Source organism: Tessaracoccus massiliensis (assembly GCF_000826065.2).
Classification (GTDB): domain Bacteria; phylum Actinomycetota; class Actinomycetes; order Propionibacteriales; family Propionibacteriaceae; genus Arachnia; species Arachnia massiliensis_A.
Window position 1 is genome coordinate 430,778 of the sequence record NZ_LN623542.1, and the last position, 12,838, is coordinate 443,615.

Genomic DNA, 12,838 nt, shown 5'->3' on the forward strand with positions numbered 1-12,838 from the left:
TGCTCCCACCCACCCCAGGCGTTCCCCCAGGACAGGCTGCCGTCAGCTTCACTTGGCCGCTACGACGGCCAACCAATGCAGGTCTCCCACCTCCATCCGATACAACAGCGCCTCGTGGCGCACGACGACCTCGTCGAGATTCAGGCCCTGACGCAGCGCTTCGCCGTCGATGATGGCGTGGAGGTACTGGGCTTCACCGCCGTACATCTCCGCGAATTTCGCCTCCGTGGCGTAGAGCCGGCCCAGCAGCACCTGCTTCTCCAAAGTCGCCTCGTAGAAGTACCCAATGGAACGACGGTGGGCCTCCACCAGCGGGGTCGCTTCGGGGAAACCGGGTTCGACACCACGTTCGCGCGCCTCGGTCAGTTGGGCCACGAACGCGTCGTGGTCACGCTTGACCTGCTCCCAATCCTGAAGGCTCATCGACGCCTGAGCGGCCTGCGCCTGTTCCCATTCGGGGGTATCCCCCCAGCGTGCCTCTGCCTCCGCCTGGTAGTTCGGCAGGTTCTGGCCGAAGATCTTCACCTTCTCGTCCATGGTCATGACGTGCCCTCCTTCGAGCAATGTGTCGACTGCCCGGACCATCCCGTGCAGTTGACGGATTCGTTCCACCAGAACTTCACGCTGTCGACGGAGCACCTCCTCCGCCGGCCCACCCTCCTTCATCAGGCTGAGGATCTCCTTCGATGGGAGCCCAGCCTCACGGTAGATGAGGATGCGCAGCGCCGCGTCGAGGTCATCGTCGGTGTAGATCCGATGCTCAGACCAGGTGCGGAAGCTGGGCTCGAACAGCCCAATCTGATCCCAGTGCCGCAGGGTGCGGGTGGTGACTCCCAGGATCTGGGCCGCTTCTCCGATGGTGTATTCGGTCATGGCCTCACTCTTTCGGTTGACGTTGCGTCAAGCGCAAGCGGGATCGCGGGGGAACAGCCGTCAGAACAGGTGGACGAGCACCCCGATGAGCAAGGTGGTGGCCGCGGCGAGGGCACAGCCGAGCTCAACGAGCATGCCCAGACCCACGGACTTGAGCGCTCCGACGCTGGAGGTGAGGGCCTTCTTCCAGTCGCGCACGCGCAACCACTCGGAGAGCAGAAGGCTCGCGGCGAACCCGATGGGCAGGCCGAAGAACGGCAGGACGAACAGGCCGATGACCCCGGCGATGAGGCCGATGATCACGGAGCGGCTGGGGATGTTGCGCTTCTTCAGGCCGCGCCCGGTGATCAGGTACTGCGCCGACATCCCGACGAGCACCAGCGCGGTGCCGATGCCGAACACCAGCCAGCCGGCGGCACCGGAGCCACCGAAGATCGCCCACACCAGCAGTCCGGTGATCACGGCGAGGCTGCCGGGCAGCACGGGCACGACGATCCCCGTGACCCCGACGACGGTCAGGAGCACGGCGATGATGGCGACAACCAGATCAGGCACACGACGAGAGTACGCCCGGATGGGCAGTCCACGCCGGAGCGAATCCTCCAGCTATGTATGTGTCCCGGCCTTGGCTAGATCCGAAGGCCGGGGCACCTACATAGGTGAAGGGCGGAACGGGCTCCATACACTTGTCCAATGCGACTTTGGAGCCTCCACCCCCGCCTCCTCGACCGCGCCGCCCTGGTTGCCGGCTGGCGGGAGGGGCTGCTGGCCCAAGCGGTGCTGGCAGGTCGCACCCGCGGCTACCGCTCCCACCCACAACTCGAGCGCTTCAAGGCCACGGAGGATCCCTCCGGAGCCATCGTCACCTACCTCTGGGAACTCCACGCTGAGGCCACCCGCCGCGGCTACCGGTTCGATCCCACTCGTCTCGACGGCGAACCCAACGGGCAGTTGAGGCTGGCAGTTGCCTCGGGGCAATTAGAGTTCGAGTTGGCGCATCTGCGCGCCAAGGTGCGGCAGCGTGCTCCCGAATGGGAATCACGGTTGGGTTCGCCTGAGCCACATCCGATGTTCGACGTGGCGGTAGGCCCCGTGGCGGCGTGGGAACGGGCAGCTTCCTAGCTGCGCAGCCCCGCGGCTGCAAGGGCGGCTGCCGCGGTACGCCTGCCGCCTCCTCGGTGATCACCCCATGCACTGGCCATTCGGTACCACTCGAGCGATGACTCCCAACTCATGCCGCCAAGGACTCCGATGGTCTTCATGGGCTCATCGTATGGGCGAGGTGGTTGGATTGAGCCGTGGCCCCGGATGCACGCTCTCCCGATTTCTTCGTCGTTTCGGTAACCCTCCGCAACATCGACGGCGACCTGCTCATGGTGCGCAAGCGAGGCACCCACCGATTCATGTTGCCCGGCGGCAAGGTTGAGCCGGGCGAGACACACCTGCAGGCCATTCTTCGCGAAGTCGAGGAGGAGGTTGGGCTCACGCTCGAGCCTGCCGCCGTCGAACTGCTCGGCCACTGGACCGCTGGGGCGGCCAACGAACCAGGGCTCGTCATCTCCTCGGACGTGTTCATCGCCCCGCTGCCAGGCGACCCCCGCGCCTCCGGCGAGATCGAGGAACTGCGCTGGCTGCCCATCTCGGCCGAGATCGACTATGACGCCGACCCCACGTTGTCGCCCATGCTGACCGAGCACGTCGTCCCCGCATTGGTCACGTTGAGGGATGTGGAAAACCTTCAGGGTGTGAATTTCGACAGATAGCCCCCATATGCCGCTATCTGTCGATATTCACACCCTGAAGGAACCGCGCGAGGTCAAACTGTTCGACGATGCGCCGCCCAATCAACTCCGCTCACGGGCCCAGATGTTGTTGCACGCCACGCACACGTCGTCGGGGACGAAGCCCGCCCGCATCATCTGCGCGAAGATCCAGCACCCGGCGCAGAAGGCGAAAGCAGCCTCGAGGAAAGCGAACAAGACCAGCACGCTGATCAGGACCGCAGCCGCACCGGTCAGACCGAAGCCCAACCCAAGCACCGAGGCGACGGTGGTGACAGCCAGCCCGATCCCCTGGGCAAAGCGCTTCGGAGGGCCAGGCACCAGGATGGGATCGCCCAGCCTGGGCGCGATGACCCTCGTGGCCAACTGCCCCAGCGCCGAGAACCTCGGGCCGGCCAGCACCCGGGCCAGGAAGCCCAGTGCCATGACCGGGATCAACCACTGCCAGCCGGTGAACAGGACGGTGAGCCCCATCAGGAGCACGCCGGCGGCCACCACACGGGCGGCCTTTTCGTTGACGGGATTGGGGAAGCTGAAGAGCTGAGTCACGGTGCGAGCGTAAGCGGGCCCTTCCCTGTCGGGCTACCCAATCTGCTGACGGCGTAAACCCGGAAATGTCCTCTCGACGGCACCACCCCCTCGATTTGGAAGGGGGACACCCCGTCGAGTGGACATCTACCGGGCCCTTTCGAGATTGACGAAGGGGAAACCGTGAGCCGAGGGCAAGCCAACGCTCAGGTAGCGTGACCCCGTGGCCCGAACCTTCGCCGTCGTCCCCTCGTCCTACGTGTTCCTGCGCCGGGGCGACGAGGTGCTGCTGCAACTGCGCCAGAACACGGGGTACATGGACGGCCGCTGGGTGGCCGGCGCTGCCGGGCACGTGGAGCCGGGCGAGACCGCGAGACAAGCTGCCGTCCGCGAGGCCGCGGAAGAGCTTGGCATCACCATCCGCCCAGAAGACCTCACCCTCATCAGCGTGATGCAACGCACTGACCGCACGGACAACCCACGTGAGCAACGCGCCGATTGGTTTTGGACGGCCACCGAATGGGAGGGCACGCCCGCGATCCTCGAGGAGGCCAAGGCCGTCGACGCCCGCTGGTGGCCGCTCGATGCACTTCCGCCCAAGATGCCGGATTACGAGCGGCAGATCCTGGAGGCCCTCGCCACAGGCACCCTGACCCTCGACACCTCCTTCGGGTTCGACGGCCCCACCGTCCGGCTGCGACCCATGCAGCCAGACGACGAAGAGGTCTTCGCCGCCTGGAACAGCGACCCCGATTTCTGCGAGATCGCCGGCTGGACCCACGGCCCACACACTGAGAATCTGGAGTTCTGGACCAAGCTCGTCAGGAGCCCGCCGCCGGATCTGCTGCGGCTGATCGCAGAGGTCGACGGCGACCCCATCGGCTTCGCGGATCTCCACGGCCTCGAGCCGCACCGTCGGGAGCTGGGCTTCCTGATCGGCACCACAGCGAACTTTGGCAAGGGTCTGGGCACCGCCGTCGCGCGCGCCGGTCTGGCATACGGCTTCGAGCAGTTGGGGCTGACCGAGATCTGGGCGGAGGGGGCCGACGCCAACGCCACGTCCATCGCCGTGCTGCAGAAGGTGGGGATGCGGGAGACGGGCCGGGGCGACGAGGTCGCCTACTTGGGCGAGCCCAGCTTCTACCGACAGTTCGTCATCACGCGGGAGGAGACGACATGATCACCGCCGCCGCGTTCCTGGGGTTCCTGATCGCCATCGTCCCCATCACCGTCACGCCGGGCGCGAGCTTCACGCTGGTAAGCAGCCGTGGGCTCGTGGGCGACCATCGCGGTGCATGGGCCACCATCGTCGGAACCGCCGCCGGAATCCTCACTCACGCCGTTGGGGGTCGCGTCGATGCTGCTGTTGGCGGCCATCCATGTCGCGGTGATGGTTGCCTGGCTGGGCCTGTGGACGTTGGGTTTGAAGCAGCTCTCCGCCCGCTTCGACCCGCAACTCTGGCGCCGACGCATCGACGCGGTCGGCGGAGCGGTCCTGGTGGTCCTGGGGATCCGCACCGCTATTCAGCCGCGCTAGGCGGAATCGAGCCAGGCCAGGATGCGGGCGGCCGACTCGGCTGGGGGTACACCGTCGGTGTCCAGAACCAGGTGCGGGTGACTGGTGAGCAGACTCTCAGCCAAGTGCAGGCCGTTCTCCGACGTCATCTGCCACTGGGCTTCAAGCTCCCGCACGTTGTCATCTGACCAATCGACGTCGCGCTTCGACGGCTTGTGAAGCAGCCGTTCCTCCGAGCGGTTGCGCTCCAGCCGAGTGTCGAGGCCCGCGCGGAGCTCGACGAAGGCCACGTCGCCGTCGAAGATCTCGACGTAACGCTCGATGATCTCCGAGTCCTCAGCGCAGTCCAGGGCCCAGACCAACGAGAACACGAGGTCGACACCATGCCGCGCCGCCTCTTCGAGCACGCGCGTGCGGAACTCGCCGTTCAGCGAGTTGAACGGCGGGGTGCCGTAGCCAAAGGTCTCCAGCAGGGGCTCGATGGTCATGTGGTTGTGGAACAGCCGGAAGCGGCCCTCGTCCGCCATCGCGCGCCCCACCGTCATCTTCCCCACCGCGGGAGGACCGAACAGGAGCACCAACATGGAGTCAGCCCCGCTCCGCTTGGCGGCGGCGCGAGGCTTCGACGAACGCCGCGATCCGCGCCCGCGCATCGTCGGTGTCGAAGGCCTCTCCGATGGTGCGGGCCTCTACCTCGACCTGCTCCTCGAACGAGCGGCCAGCGGACGAGCGGATGAGTTGCTTCGCCACGCCGTAGGCGCGCGTCGCGCCGGTGAGCCAACTCCGGGCGACCTCTTCGGCCCGGGCGAGCACGCCGTCGTCGGGGACAACCTCTGCCACGAGGCCCCAGTCCAGAGCCTCCTGCGCCGAGAGGAGTCGCTCCGTCAGCACCAACTGCAGCGCGCGGCGCTCCCCCACAGCCCTGGCCAGGTGCGCCGTGACGGAGAGATCCGGGGTCAGCCCCATGCTGGCGTACTTGCTGCCGATCCGCGCGGACTCACCAGCGACGGCGTAGTCGCTGCACAGCATGATCCCCAGGCCTCCTCCCGCGGTGGCGCCGTGCAGCGCCGCGACGACAGGCACCCGCGAGCGCGTGAGCCCGAGGATCCCCTCATTGATGGTGCGCGCCAGATCCGCGACCTCGGAGCCGCCGCTCATGGTGCCGGCCATGTCCGCCACGTCGCCGCCGGCGCAAAACGCCGGGCCATTGCCGCTCAGCAGCACGGCGCCGATGTCGTCGCGCGTGGCGATCTCCGCCACGGCCTGAGTCCAGGCGTGCGCCAGTTCAGCGTTGAAGGCGTTGAGCCGATGGGGTCGGTTCAGGGTCAGGCGCGCGAGGCCGTCGTCGACGCTCAGCAGGATTGGGTCGGTCATGTCTCTCCGTCCTCGCAGAACAGTTCGGCCAGCCTAGCGGTGTGCCCCGCATTCAGGCCTCAATCTCCCACCCAGAACCCGCACGCCAGCGCCGTCGATCTGTTGGAGCAGCGCGCGCCTGAGGGAGGAATCGGCCGGCAGCGCGCTGAGGTCGACGGGTTGCAGCGCGGGCTCGTGGCGGAAGCCGTAGAACAGCGCGTCGCGCCACCCATCCTCACTGTCTCCCGTCAGTTCGAAGCGCTCCGCGAAGCGCACGAAGTTCGACTCAGGGTTCAGCAACCCCGCGACCCCGGGATCCAGCAGCCAGGATTGGATCATGAAGCGGTCGACGGCGTACTCGGGGAACACGCGTGGGGCCAGTTCGCGGGCCCAGGCGAGCGACTCGTCGACGGCCTCGGGCGTGAGCGGCCCGCTTTCGGGGATGTGCACACCCAGGAACGTTCCTTCGTCGTCGCGCTCGAGCGTGTACTGCAGCCGCCCCAGCCAGAGGAGCCTGCCGGTGTAGTTGCTGGCGCACCACCCCCGTGCGAGAAGCCCGAAGCAGCCGAACACCTGCCGGAAGATGTGGGCCTGCTGGCCGAGATCTGCCAGCGAAGCCCAGGCCACGTCGTCGGGCACGCCGCGCCGCACCATCTCGGCGTGCACGTCCTCGGCCACGGCCACGAGGGCCAGCACGGTAATGAGGCCTGGCCGAGCGAAACGTTTCATAGGCATCGAACGGCTGGCCCAACGAGATGCCCTCCAGCGCCTCGTCAGCCGTGCGTGCCATCGTCGCGATGTAGCCCTCCACCTGCCGACGGTACAGCCCCAGCCGCACCAAGTTCCGGCGCCGGGCGTGATCCGGTGGGTCCGAGACAACAACAGAGGTAGGCCCGTCGACGGGGATGAGCACCTTCATGGCCTCGTAGGCGCTGAAATGCTCGTCGTGGGCGAAGACGAACTCGTTGGCCTCAGGGCCCACGGAGACATCACCCACATCGACATCCCCGTCAGCAACCTCAACTCAGCCAAGGAGTTCTACGGAACCCTCTTCGGCTGGCAGATCAACGAACTTCCCGGCTTCGAGGGCTACCCCATATGGCAGGCCCCGAACAAGACCAGCGGCGGCGGCCTAGCCCCACGCGAGGAGGGGTTCACCCCGCCCCGCTCCTACGTCGAGGTGGATTCCATCGACGACACACTCGCCCAGGTGGAAGCCTCCGGCGGCACGGTCGTGATGGGCGGGTGGCGCGACGCTTCGGCGGCGGTGGGGCCAACGCCTCGCGCAGCAGAGCCGCCATGCGCCCGCGCGCAGCCGCCCGGTTCTGGAACTGCGAGCGCTTCTCCGCCGCATCAATCGTGAGCACCGTGCCCACCAACCGGTGCCGCAAACGATGCAAGACCCGACGGCGCTGCGCCTCGGTGAGCACCGTCGAGGCCGCCACATCGAAGGACAACTGCACCCGGCTGTCCGTCGTGTTGACGCCCTGACCTCCCGGCCCAGAGGCTCGGACGAAGCGCTCCGCCAACTCGCCCGCGGGGATGACCACACCGTCGGGCACTCCAGGCCCGGGTTAGATGGTCAGTTCACTCACGCGCCGGAGTCTACGGGCCCGTAGACTCGGCGAATGCTGCCGCTGAAGTCCATCGCCTTGTTCGTGCTCGCCGCGCTCGCCGAGATCGGCGGGGCGTGGCTGGTCTGGCAAGGCGTGCGCGAGGGCAAGGGCGCCTGGTGGATCGGCGCCGGCGTGATCGCGCTGGGCCTCTACGGATTCGTCGCGACTCTCCAGCCTGACGCCAACTTCGGCCGCATCCTCGCCGCGTACGGCGGGGTATTCGTCGCGGGGTCTCTCGCCTGGGGCATGGTGGTCGACGGCTTCCGCCCAGACAGGTGGGACGTGATTGGCGCCGCCATCTGCCTCGTGGGGGTCGCTGTCATCATGTACGCCCCACGCGCCGCAGCCTGAGCTACTCCCCCGTGCGCCCGTCGATAGCCTGCGCCAAGAGGTCCGCGTGGCCTGCGTGCCGGCCGTATTCCTCCACCAGGTGCACCAGGATGTAGCGCTGGGCTTATCCGCAAATTGTGGACACGTCCCGCTTACGCGGCTTGTTCCATGGTTGAGGTTTCAACCAGGTGGTGTTCGTAGTTGACCGGGGACAGGTACCCCAGTGCCGAGTGACGGCGGCGACGGTTGTAGACGACCTCGATCCATCGCGCGACCGCGGTACGCGCTTCGGCCCGGGTGGGCCAGGCCGAGCGGTGGTAGAACTAACTCGGTCTTCAAGGTGGCGAAGAACGACTCGGCCATCGCGTTGTCGAAACACACCCCGACCTGTCCCATCGACTGATCGATCTTGAGCTCTCGCAGGCCAGATGTAGCTGGGACGAGGTGTACTGGGTGCCGCGATCGGCGTGGAACACGACATGAATCGGGCACGTCACCGCGCAGGGTCTTGGCAGTGCGCAGGGCTCGTTCGACCAGGTCGGCATCTTGCCCTGCTCCTGGACGCGTAACTACGCTTCAAACATGCCCGGCGCATCCCTCACCTGACTCTCTGGCCGAAGGCGTTGTTACCCTGACGTCGATGAACGTTCCGGAGAAGCGACGAGGTCGGGGCAAGATCCGTGCCGGCGACGACAGCGCACTCGCCCCCTTCACACCGTGGCACGCCCTCTGGCGGTCAACGTTCCACACCCGCCTGGCGGACGACGCCACCAGCGCCGAGCGCCTGTACACCGTCGACATCGACTACTTCGACTGGGACGCTCACCTCTACGTCGACGGCAAGCAGGCGGCGGTCGCCACGCTGCCGGCGAAGTTCCCCGTCCCGGGCGGCGCGATCGACGTCGAATTGACCACCTTCGGAGTGAAACGGATGCACTTCGTGCCCGACGACGGGTCGGCCGAGTCGCAGCTTCACCCCGACCCCCGCAGCGCGGAGGCGATGCGCGCCCGGTTCAGCCGTCGTCATCCTGTGGCCAGCCGGGTCATCGCGTGGACTGCCGTCGCTACCCTTCTGGCCTCGCTGGCGCTGTTGGCACCGCAGTTGATCGAACAGATCAGCCAGATGGGCTGGATCGCCGAGCGCTTCGGTACGTTCACCTCACCGATCGCTCTGTCTGCCGAGATCAATACGGCATTGACCGTCGCTGGTGTGGCGGCCTCCATCGAACGTGCTCTCACGCTGCGCTACCACTGGCTGATCGATGCCGACCCGTGGTGGCTCGAGGACTGAGCGCCCGATGCCCGGGCCCGCGTGAACAATCCCGCATCCGGCCGCGTGGTAACGGCTGCGGGCTTCGTCCTGAAGGGTTGCGGGCCAGGCGAGTTCTTCGGCGACTTGGCGTCTCGGCACGGTCGTGAGCCGGGCGTCTAGCCTTGGGGCATGACTATCCACAGCGGACATCCGTTTGCCGAGGCCTTTAGCGAACCCGAGCGTCGCTTCCGGGGACGACTGGCCGCGCGGGTGTCGCTCTGGACGTCGGGCGAAGGACGCGACCGCGCGGGGCTGACCGTCAGCTCGCAGCTCGTCGCGATGGGCGACCCGTGGCGCGTCGTCGCGGTCCTCAACCCTGATTCCGACCTCGCGGCATCCCTTCAGAGCACACGCCGCGCGGCGATCAGCCTGCTCCAGCCAGACCAGCGTGCCCTCTCGGATGCCTTCGCCGGCGGCCCCGCACCGGGCGGACCCTTCCGTCTCGCCGAGTGGGAGCAGACCGAATGGGGACCGGTCCCCGCGGAGCAGCCCGCGTGGGCGGGCGTAGCTCTGGAGAGCACCGTCGAGTTGGGCTGGCAGCTGCTGGTCACCTGCACGCTGGATCATCTCGTGATCAACGATGAGGACGACCCGCTCGTCAACCACCGCGGCCGGCTGAGGAGCCTCGGGAACGGCTGACGCTCAACCGCGTGGCCGCTGTGAGACCATCCTGCATAGCAAGCACTGAGCCCTCAGTGCCTTGGTAGCGTGGCCCCATGCCCGCAGCTCAGCCAGAGACCCTGCCCATCCGCCTGATGGGCACCTTCGGCGCGTTCAGACTGTCGACCCTGGCAGAGGTTCGTGGTTTCGGCCATGCCCCTGACATGGTATGAGAGTCAAGGGGTCAGACATTCCAAGGATTCAGCACAGCAACACCAGCGTGTTCGAAGTTTTTGACGTTGCGCGTGGCGCAGGTGGCGTCCGTGGAACTATGAGCCGCTCGGATCAGGACCGCTTCGCTGACATCAAGGCCACCATCGCACGATGCCGGGCCTACGCAAAGCACCTCAGGGACGACGATGCTCTCGTTGGCATGGCGTACGACGCCATACTCCGAAATCTCGCAGTCATCTCAGAGGCGGCACGCGCGCTCTCCACTGAGACCCGGGATTCTCTCTTGGACATCCCCTTGGCGTCAATCACCGGGCTCCGGAACGTCGTCATTCACGAATATTTCCGGGTGGACAAGACACTGATACTCGACATCGTCGACCAGGAGCTTGCCAGTGATTCAGTCCAACTGGATGCTCAGCGTTAGGTAGGTTCACCATGCGCCTGTGGAGTCTGCACCCCCGGCTGCTGGACCGCGCCGCGCTGGTCGCGGGCTGGAGGGAGGGGCTGCTCGCCCAAGCCGTGCTGGCCGGGCGAACCCGCGGTTACCGCTCACACCCGCAGCTTGAGCGCTTCAAGGCCACCGACGATCCGGTTCGCGCCGTCGTGACCTACCTGGCCGGCCTCTACGAGGAGGCGAGCCACCGCGGCTACAGCTTCGACCTCACCCGGCTCGACGGCGAACCTGACCCCACTGTTCGCCTCAGCGTGACATCGGGACAGCTCGGCTTCGAACTCGCCCATCTCCGGGCGAAGGTCCTGAACCGGTCTCCCGAGTGGGAGCCGCAGCTCACCGGCCCGCTCCCCCACCCGATGTTCGACGTTGTCGACGGGCCCATCGAGCCGTGGGAACGTCCGTGACACCATAACGCTACCGATTCGGCCCTCAGGTGTGGATAATCGACACCTGACCCTCTCTCCGGTAGCGATAATTCCGCGATCGGCCCTGCAGATGAACCCTTGACGACTTAGCGTGGGACCAGCGAACGAAGGGAAGCCCCATGAGCGACAACACCCACTTCGAGAACCTCCGCCGTGACGAGGAGCAGAGCCAGCACGAGCGGGCCGTAAACGACGCCTTCGCTGAGCGGGCAGGCGCACACGACGCTCCCCAGTTCGAAGAGGGCAAGGAACCCGGCCACCTGGGCAACGACACCAGCGGCATGACCCTCCTGGAAACAGACCTCGCCAACCTCACCCGCCAGGAGAGTGAGCCCAACGACGATGTCCGTCAGGCGCTGAAGCACCTGAAGAAGTTCGACATCCGCGAGGCCATCGAGGACGCCGACAACTGAGCCCTCCCGGGGTCTCCGACGCCCGCCCAGTCAGGCTAACGGCCCGGGTCCGCTGGTAGGAAGCGCTGAGCGGATGAGGGCAGCGAGCCAGGCAGCCTCACTTGCCGGCACCTCCTGGGCCTCGTTGGCGCTGCGCTGGGGCACCCGCTCGGTGACCCAGTACACCCCGTCCTCTCGGGCCAGATATCGGTAGTCAACAAGCTCCCGGCGCAGGAAGGCCACATCGTCATGGGCCTCACGCAACACTGCGTTGACCTCGGCCTCCGAGTATCGGCGACCGGGCTCGAACCACCGCAGCAGCTCCAACAACACCGACGCCCGCGCACGACGCTTGGCGGGGATCTGCTTGAGGCGCCTGCCGTCGAAGAAGTTGCGCACCACCTTCGCGTGCTGCTCATCCGCCACCGGTTCGACGGCGGGCGCCTCGCCGCGCACATCGTCGAGCAGCCCGAGAGCCAGGGAGTACCGCCGCCTGGTGCCGTCCACCTGCGCGGACACGATGCCCACCTCGGTGAGCTTGCCCATGTGGTGGCTGACGGTGGCAGCGCTCAGCCCGAGCGCATCGGCCAGCTCGCGCCCCGTACGCGGAGCCTCGGCCAGAAGACCCAGGATCCGCAGCCGGGTCACGTCCGCAATCGTCTTCAGCAGCTGGACCTGCGCGTCAATATCCTTCGAGCCAACATCCTTTGACATGTATCTAACGTTAGACGGACGTCAAAGCATGATCAAGCGGTGATGAGCCGGACGAGGCGTTCGTGATACATCGGCGGCAGGCACCCCGCGTCGACCACCCTCCGTGCCGCCACCTTGTCGCCCTGAGCAGCGCGGAAGGCGGTGAGCATGTCGATGCTGTGCCCGGGCCGGCCCACCAGCTCCACGGCGTCGCCGGCAGCGATGCAGCCAGGCTCGATCACGCGCAGGTAGGCGCCGCAGTGCCCCCGCTCCGAGAACCGCTTGACCCAGCCGCGCTCGCCCAACCACCCGGCGAACGTGCGGCACGGCTGGCGCACGACCGAGACTTCAAGCACCGCAGAGCCGATGTGGAGCCGCTGGTTGATGAGGATGCCCGCCAGATCGAGGCCCTCGGTGGTGAGGTTCTCTCCGAAGCTCCCATTCGGCAACTCGCGCCCCAGTTCGCACTGCCAGAAGTCCAGCTCCTCCCGGGCGAACGCGTAAACGGCCTTCTGCGCACCGCCGTGATGGGCGGAATCACCGACGGTGTCCCCGGCGACTCCGGAGCCGTCACCGTAGGACGGGCCGGGAATGTCCACGTCAATGGAGGGCTGAGGCCGCTTGTCGATGCCGCTCACGCGCTGGGCGCCGCCGGGATCAGGCTGGGCGACGGCGACGTTGGTGGAGAGGATCCGCGGATGCATGACCTGAGCCTAACCACCCGGCGGGGC

At 66.8% G+C, this 12,838-nt stretch carries 19 protein-coding genes and 3 pseudogenes; 11 read left to right on the forward strand and 11 right to left on the reverse strand.

The window, feature by feature from the left end; all coding sequences use genetic code 11:
• Window positions 1-48: 48 nt before the first annotated feature.
• Both BN1186_RS09080 and BN1186_RS09085 read right to left on the reverse strand, forming a co-directional pair.
• Window positions 49-873: a MerR family transcriptional regulator gene (locus BN1186_RS09080; protein WP_074436985.1), complete on the reverse strand. Its 825-nt coding sequence runs from the start codon at window positions 871-873 to the stop codon at window positions 49-51.
• Window positions 874-933: 60 nt separating this feature from the next.
• Window positions 934-1,428 carry a DUF456 domain-containing protein gene (locus tag BN1186_RS09085; protein ID WP_040283707.1) on the reverse strand — a complete coding sequence of 165 codons (495 nt, stop codon included), beginning with the start codon at window positions 1,426-1,428 and terminating at the stop codon, window positions 934-936.
• Between the two features lie 138 nt (window positions 1,429-1,566).
• On the opposite strand from BN1186_RS09085, the gene BN1186_RS09090 reads away from it, so the two are divergent.
• Complete coding sequence (locus BN1186_RS09090; protein ID WP_040283708.1) at window positions 1,567-1,995, forward strand: pyrimidine dimer DNA glycosylase/endonuclease V; 429 nt, start codon at window positions 1,567-1,569, stop codon at window positions 1,993-1,995.
• A 176-nt stretch (window positions 1,996-2,171) separates the two neighbouring features.
• Entirely contained in the window at window positions 2,172-2,636 is a 465-nt protein-coding gene (locus BN1186_RS09100) for an NUDIX hydrolase (RefSeq protein WP_040283709.1), read from the forward strand.
• A gap of 81 nt (window positions 2,637-2,717) precedes the next feature.
• Here BN1186_RS09100 and BN1186_RS09105 read toward each other — a convergent pair whose 3' ends face one another.
• A complete protein-coding gene (locus BN1186_RS09105; protein ID WP_040283710.1) occupies window positions 2,718-3,203 on the reverse strand; it encodes a DUF4395 domain-containing protein in 486 nt (161 codons plus the stop codon).
• Window positions 3,204-3,405: 202 nt separating this feature from the next.
• Here BN1186_RS09105 and BN1186_RS09110 point away from each other — a divergent pair, with 202 nt between their 5' ends.
• Window positions 3,406-4,362, forward strand: coding sequence for a GNAT family N-acetyltransferase (locus BN1186_RS09110; protein WP_074436986.1), 957 nt, complete (start codon window positions 3,406-3,408; stop codon window positions 4,360-4,362).
• Window positions 4,363-4,449: 87 nt separating this feature from the next.
• Entirely contained in the window at window positions 4,450-4,719 is a 270-nt protein-coding gene (locus BN1186_RS09115) for a hypothetical protein (RefSeq protein WP_218975442.1), read from the forward strand.
• Here BN1186_RS09115 and BN1186_RS09120 read toward each other — a convergent pair.
• Genes BN1186_RS09120 through BN1186_RS09130 form a run of 3 tightly spaced genes read right to left on the reverse strand, consistent with a single transcriptional unit; the run spans window position 4,716 to window position 6,933 of the window.
• The gene (locus BN1186_RS09120) at window positions 4,716-5,282 is read right to left on the reverse strand and encodes an ATP-binding protein (protein ID WP_040283712.1); all 567 of its coding nucleotides are present in this window, start codon (window positions 5,280-5,282) and stop codon (window positions 4,716-4,718) included. The two genes, BN1186_RS09115 and BN1186_RS09120, sit on opposite strands and share 4 nt — an antisense overlap.
• 4 nt (window positions 5,283-5,286) lie before the next feature.
• Window positions 5,287-6,072: an enoyl-CoA hydratase/isomerase family protein gene (locus tag BN1186_RS09125; RefSeq protein ID WP_040283713.1), complete on the reverse strand. Its 786-nt coding sequence runs from the start codon at window positions 6,070-6,072 to the stop codon at window positions 5,287-5,289.
• Window positions 6,073-6,105: 33 nt separating this feature from the next.
• Window positions 6,106-6,933, reverse strand: coding sequence for an acyltransferase domain-containing protein (locus BN1186_RS09130; protein ID WP_222704311.1), 828 nt, complete (start codon window positions 6,931-6,933; stop codon window positions 6,106-6,108).
• A gap of 55 nt (window positions 6,934-6,988) precedes the next feature.
• On the opposite strand from BN1186_RS09130, the gene BN1186_RS09135 reads away from it, so the two are divergent.
• Window positions 6,989-7,414 (forward strand): VOC family protein, encoded by a 426-nt coding sequence (locus tag BN1186_RS09135; protein WP_246043280.1) that lies wholly within the window; start codon window positions 6,989-6,991, stop codon window positions 7,412-7,414.
• On the opposite strand, the pseudogene arfB reads toward BN1186_RS09135, so the two are convergent.
• A pseudogene (gene arfB, locus BN1186_RS09140) lies at window positions 7,329-7,613 on the reverse strand (alternative ribosome rescue aminoacyl-tRNA hydrolase ArfB); the annotation flags it as partial. The gene BN1186_RS09135 and the pseudogene arfB sit on opposite strands and share 86 nt — an antisense overlap.
• A gap of 66 nt (window positions 7,614-7,679) precedes the next feature.
• Here arfB and BN1186_RS09145 point away from each other — a divergent pair.
• Window positions 7,680-8,018: a YnfA family protein gene (locus BN1186_RS09145; protein ID WP_040283714.1), complete on the forward strand. Its 339-nt coding sequence runs from the start codon at window positions 7,680-7,682 to the stop codon at window positions 8,016-8,018.
• 1 nt (window position 8,019) lies between these two features.
• On the opposite strand, the pseudogene BN1186_RS09150 reads toward BN1186_RS09145, so the two are convergent.
• Together BN1186_RS09150 and BN1186_RS16050 are read right to left on the reverse strand one after the other, a co-directional pair.
• A pseudogene (locus BN1186_RS09150) lies at window positions 8,020-8,115 on the reverse strand (mycothiol transferase); the annotation flags it as partial.
• Between the two features lie 34 nt (window positions 8,116-8,149).
• Window positions 8,150-8,546 (reverse strand): annotated as a pseudogene (locus tag BN1186_RS16050) (integrase core domain-containing protein); the annotation flags it as partial.
• 91 nt (window positions 8,547-8,637) lie between these two features.
• Between BN1186_RS16050 and BN1186_RS09160 the strand changes: the two are divergent.
• From BN1186_RS09160 to BN1186_RS09180, 5 genes are all read left to right on the forward strand, one after another.
• Window positions 8,638-9,288, forward strand: a complete 651-nt coding sequence (locus BN1186_RS09160) for a hypothetical protein (protein ID WP_040283715.1) — start codon at window positions 8,638-8,640, stop codon at window positions 9,286-9,288.
• 150 nt (window positions 9,289-9,438) lie between these two features.
• A complete protein-coding gene (locus tag BN1186_RS09165) occupies window positions 9,439-9,948 on the forward strand; it encodes a flavin reductase family protein (RefSeq protein ID WP_040283716.1) in 510 nt (169 codons plus the stop codon).
• A 241-nt stretch (window positions 9,949-10,189) separates the two neighbouring features.
• On the forward strand, window positions 10,190-10,567 hold the full coding sequence (locus BN1186_RS09170; protein WP_180349051.1) for a HepT-like ribonuclease domain-containing protein: 378 nt from the start codon (window positions 10,190-10,192) through the stop codon (window positions 10,565-10,567).
• Window positions 10,568-10,578: 11 nt separating this feature from the next.
• Window positions 10,579-11,001, forward strand: a complete 423-nt coding sequence (locus BN1186_RS16055; protein WP_040283717.1) for a pyrimidine dimer DNA glycosylase/endonuclease V — start codon at window positions 10,579-10,581, stop codon at window positions 10,999-11,001.
• Window positions 11,002-11,141: 140 nt separating this feature from the next.
• On the forward strand, window positions 11,142-11,435 hold the full coding sequence (locus BN1186_RS09180; protein ID WP_040283718.1) for a hypothetical protein: 294 nt from the start codon (window positions 11,142-11,144) through the stop codon (window positions 11,433-11,435).
• A gap of 30 nt (window positions 11,436-11,465) precedes the next feature.
• Here the strand turns inward: BN1186_RS09180 and BN1186_RS09185 are convergent, their stop codons facing one another.
• On the reverse strand, window positions 11,466-12,128 hold the full coding sequence (locus BN1186_RS09185; protein WP_052459988.1) for a DUF2087 domain-containing protein: 663 nt from the start codon (window positions 12,126-12,128) through the stop codon (window positions 11,466-11,468).
• 32 nt (window positions 12,129-12,160) lie between these two features.
• The gene (locus BN1186_RS09190) at window positions 12,161-12,811 is read right to left on the reverse strand and encodes an MOSC domain-containing protein (protein ID WP_040283719.1); all 651 of its coding nucleotides are present in this window, start codon (window positions 12,809-12,811) and stop codon (window positions 12,161-12,163) included.
• Window positions 12,812-12,838: the final 27 nt, after the last annotated feature.

What these genes read in the sequence shown, in the direction of transcription:
- BN1186_RS16055 (WP_040283717.1), top strand. Translation starts at nt 10,579, where the DNA reads ATGCGCCTGTGGAGTCTGCACCCCCGGCTGCTGGACCGCGCCGCGCTG.
- BN1186_RS09160 (WP_040283715.1), top strand. Translation starts at nt 8,638, where the DNA reads ATGAACGTTCCGGAGAAGCGACGAGGTCGGGGCAAGATCCGTGCCGGC.
- BN1186_RS09090 (WP_040283708.1), top strand. Translation starts at nt 1,567, where the DNA reads ATGCGACTTTGGAGCCTCCACCCCCGCCTCCTCGACCGCGCCGCCCTG.
- BN1186_RS09180 (WP_040283718.1), top strand. Translation starts at nt 11,142, where the DNA reads ATGAGCGACAACACCCACTTCGAGAACCTCCGCCGTGACGAGGAGCAG.
- BN1186_RS09135 (WP_246043280.1), top strand. Translation starts at nt 6,989, where the DNA reads ATGCTCGTCGTGGGCGAAGACGAACTCGTTGGCCTCAGGGCCCACGGA.
- BN1186_RS09185 (WP_052459988.1), bottom strand. Translation starts at nt 12,128, where the DNA reads ATGTCAAAGGATGTTGGCTCGAAGGATATTGACGCGCAGGTCCAGCTG.
- BN1186_RS09080 (WP_074436985.1), bottom strand. Translation starts at nt 873, where the DNA reads ATGACCGAATACACCATCGGAGAAGCGGCCCAGATCCTGGGAGTCACC.
- BN1186_RS09165 (WP_040283716.1), top strand. Translation starts at nt 9,439, where the DNA reads ATGACTATCCACAGCGGACATCCGTTTGCCGAGGCCTTTAGCGAACCC.
- BN1186_RS09120 (WP_040283712.1), bottom strand. Translation starts at nt 5,282, where the DNA reads ATGTTGGTGCTCCTGTTCGGTCCTCCCGCGGTGGGGAAGATGACGGTG.
- BN1186_RS09190 (WP_040283719.1), bottom strand. Translation starts at nt 12,811, where the DNA reads ATGCATCCGCGGATCCTCTCCACCAACGTCGCCGTCGCCCAGCCTGAT.
- BN1186_RS09145 (WP_040283714.1), top strand. Translation starts at nt 7,680, where the DNA reads ATGCTGCCGCTGAAGTCCATCGCCTTGTTCGTGCTCGCCGCGCTCGCC.
- BN1186_RS09125 (WP_040283713.1), bottom strand. Translation starts at nt 6,072, where the DNA reads ATGACCGACCCAATCCTGCTGAGCGTCGACGACGGCCTCGCGCGCCTG.